Source organism: Rhizobium sp. Root483D2, from assembly GCF_001426685.1.
In the GTDB taxonomy this organism is placed as follows: Bacteria; Pseudomonadota; Alphaproteobacteria; order Rhizobiales; family Rhizobiaceae; genus Pararhizobium; species Pararhizobium qamdonense.
On sequence record NZ_LMFB01000026.1, the window covers coordinates 1 to 3,041 of the forward strand.

The following is a 3,041-nucleotide window of genomic DNA, read 5'->3' on the forward strand; positions in this document are numbered from 1 at the left end:
CCAAACGGCAAAAGTGTCAGGGATGTCTCCGAACACATGTCAACTATGTCTCAAGGCCATACAGAGGGGAGGGTGTTGACCGAGCCGTGAGGTAACTATGGATCTCCCTCTTCTCCCCGGCGGGGAGAAGTGCGGAGCGGATGCGAGGCGATGAGGGGGTTTTTCCGCAGGCTCTGAGCGCGCCGCCCCCTCATCCGGCCCTTCGGGCCACCTTTTCCCCGCTGGGGAGAAGAGAGAGATAGAGAGAGAGAGAGAGCCGATGGCGCTCTGCGATGGTTGCTTTGCCGGGCGACGTGGTCTCTTCCCCGTGCGACGCTGTCCGGCAGGGGCTACCGGATCGGAATTATTTGCCTGCGGTGGAGGGGGACGGCTTTGGGGCGGTGGTTTCGCGGATCTGGCGCCATTCGTTTTCGAGGCGGTCGAACTGGGCCTGGGAGATTGGCTGGGCTGGCATGGGGGATCCTTTCACTGATGTCTGCACCTCGTATTTATGCAACGGGCGGAAACGCAGATGGGGCCGGAAGGTTCCACCCAAGGTTTGGGATGGCGGATGAAAAGTCCCGGATGGGATCAAAGTACTCGATCAGAGTTTATCGTCGTCGCCCGATGCGGATTTCGGCGCGGGGGACGCGTTGGCGCGCATCTGCTGCCAGGCATTTTCGAACCGGTCGAGGATGTGCTGCGGCACGGTCGAGCGGGTGGTGTCGGCCTGAATCTTGCTCTGAGCGTTCATAGGATCCTCCTCGATCACGGCACAATCATCGTGCTGGATTTCAGATTCCATATCTTAAAGACAAAGTAAATCAGGGCATTAAACAGTTTAAACGATTTAAATTGGTTAAATCGATTTAGAAGCACGACATTTTTGCAGGTCTTGCGACCGGAAACGGAGAATGAATGCCGATTGCGCGAAAAAGCTTCTTCGATGCGGTGCGGGTTTCGCTGTTTGGCGGCGTGTTGGAACAGGACCAGGTGACGGGACTGACGGCGATCCTGGATCGCGGCACGATCGGTGATGCGATCGACGACCGGTGGCTCGCCTATATGCTGGCGACGGCGCATCACGAGACCGGACGAACAATGCAGCCGGTGCGCGAAACTTTTGCCGCAAGCGACGGAAAAGCCGTTGCCCTTCTCGACGACGCTTTCAGGCGGGGACGGCTTGGATCGGTTTCCACGCCCTACTGGCGCCGCGACGCCGACGGCAAGAGCTGGCTGGGGCGCGGGCTGGTGCAGCTGACGCATAAGGTCAATTACGAAAAGATGTCGGTTATGACCGGGATCGATCTCGTCTCCCGGCCGGAGCGGGCGATGGACATGGATGTGGCCGTCGCTATCCTGTTCATCGGCATGCAGACCGGTGCCTTTACCGGACGAAAGCTCGGGCAGTATTTTTCAGCCGGCAAGGAGGACTGGACCGGCGCCCGGCGGATCATCAACGGCCGCGACCGGGCAGAGCTGGTGGCGGGATACGGCAGGCAATATCTGGCTGCGATCCTAAAGGCGCGTGCGCAGTAAAAAACAGGCGGTACCGGTTCCCGATTCAGGCCGCGTCGATGCGGCAATCAAGGATATCTCCCATGAAAAATCCATTCCGCCTGCCGTGGCGCCGCCCGGCAGAGAGCGCGCGCGAAACCAAGGCGGCGACGGGCTTCGCGGCCATCGCGCAGGAGGGGCGGGCGCACTGGACGGGACGGACCTATGGCGCGCTTGCCCGCGAAGGGTTCATGCGCAACCCGGTGGCGCACCGGGCGGTCAGGCTGATTTCGGAAGCGGCGGCGAACGTGCCGCTGCTGGTCTACGAGGGCGTGCAGGAGCGCAGCGCGCATCCGGTGATGGCGTTGCTGGCGCGGCCGAACGGGCGCATGGGCGGGCATGATTTTCTCGAAACGCTCTATGGCCATCTGCTGTTGTCCGGCAATGCCTATGTCGATGCCGCCGAGATCGGTGGCACGCTGCGCGAACTGCATCTGCTGCGGCCGGACCGGGTGCGCATTCTCGAAGGGCGCGACGGCTGGCCGGAGGGATACGAATACCGGGTGGGCGGCCTGGTCAGGCGGATTTCGGCTAATGAAGAGGGGCTCCTGCATCTCAGGCTTTTTCATCCCCTCGACGATCACCTGGGCTTTCCGCCATTGGCGGCAGCGCAGATGGCGCTCGATCTTTCCAACGCGGCAGCGACTTGGAACAAGGCGCTGCTCGACAATTCGGCCAGACCTTCCGGCGCTCTGGTCTACCAGCCAAAGGAGGGCGGCAATCTTTCGGCCGACCAGTACGACCGGCTGAAGAGCGAGCTGGAGGAAGGCTATTCCGGCCCGATCCGCGCCGGCCGGCCGCTGCTGCTGGAAGGTGGGCTCGACTGGAAGGCGATGGGGCTTTCGCCAAAGGACATGGATTTCGTCGAGGCGAAAAACGGGGCGGCACGCGACATCGCGCTCGCTTTCGGCGTGCCGCCGATGCTGCTCGGCATTCCCGGCGACAATACCTATGCCAATTACCAGGAGGCCAACCGGGCACTCTACCGGCTGACCATCCTGCCGATGGTTTTCCGCACCGCTGCGGCACTGTCCGGCTGGCTGTCCGGGCGGACAGGCGAGACGCTGAAACTGGTGCCCGATCTCGACCAGGTGACGGGGCTGACCGGGGAACGCAGCGAGGTCTGGGCGCGGATGAAGGACGCAGACTTTCTCACCGACGAGGAGAAGCGCCAGGCGGTGGGCTATTGAGGGCTATTGAGAGACACTTGCATTGCTGGTATTTTGTTATACGCCGTATAACAAATGGAGCCGATCATGGCCAAGCCCGTTCTCTCCGATCCGATCGCGCTGCGTCTGCCGGTCGATGTGCTGAAGGATATCGAGATCATCGCAGCCGCCTCCGAGCGATCCCGCAGCTGGGTGATGGTTCGGGCGATGCGGTATTATCTCGCCACGGAAGGCAAGGATGTTCTGGAGATAGAGCGCGCGCGAGAAAGCATGCGTCTAGGCCGTGGACTCATAACGATCTGATCCAAATTCTTACTGCTGCCAATTTGACGGCGG

General features: G+C 61.5%; 3 protein-coding genes and 1 pseudogene. 3 read left to right on the forward strand and 1 reads right to left on the reverse strand.

The window, feature by feature from the left end; genetic code table 11:
- Nucleotides 1-583 precede the first annotated feature (583 nt).
- Complete coding sequence (locus ASD32_RS29725; protein ID WP_156383271.1) at nt 584-733, reverse strand: hypothetical protein; 150 nt, start codon at nt 731-733, stop codon at nt 584-586.
- A 164-nt stretch (nt 734-897) separates the two neighbouring features.
- On the opposite strand from ASD32_RS29725, the gene ASD32_RS20475 reads away from it, so the two are divergent.
- The 3 genes and pseudogenes from ASD32_RS20475 to ASD32_RS20485 all read left to right on the forward strand — a co-directional run.
- Nucleotides 898-1,518 (forward strand): hypothetical protein, encoded by a 621-nt coding sequence (locus ASD32_RS20475; protein WP_060639912.1) that lies wholly within the window; start codon nt 898-900, stop codon nt 1,516-1,518.
- 62 nt (nt 1,519-1,580) lie between these two features.
- The gene (locus ASD32_RS20480) at nt 1,581-2,726 is read left to right on the forward strand and encodes a phage portal protein (protein WP_060639913.1); all 1,146 of its coding nucleotides are present in this window, start codon (nt 1,581-1,583) and stop codon (nt 2,724-2,726) included.
- A gap of 66 nt (nt 2,727-2,792) precedes the next feature.
- Nucleotides 2,793-3,041: pseudogene (locus tag ASD32_RS20485) on the forward strand (ribbon-helix-helix protein, CopG family); the annotation flags it as partial.

What these genes read in the sequence shown, in the direction of transcription:
- ASD32_RS20480 (WP_060639913.1), top strand. Translation starts at nt 1,581, where the DNA reads ATGAAAAATCCATTCCGCCTGCCGTGGCGCCGCCCGGCAGAGAGCGCG.
- ASD32_RS29725 (WP_156383271.1), bottom strand. Translation starts at nt 733, where the DNA reads ATGAACGCTCAGAGCAAGATTCAGGCCGACACCACCCGCTCGACCGTG.
- ASD32_RS20475 (WP_060639912.1), top strand. Translation starts at nt 898, where the DNA reads ATGCCGATTGCGCGAAAAAGCTTCTTCGATGCGGTGCGGGTTTCGCTG.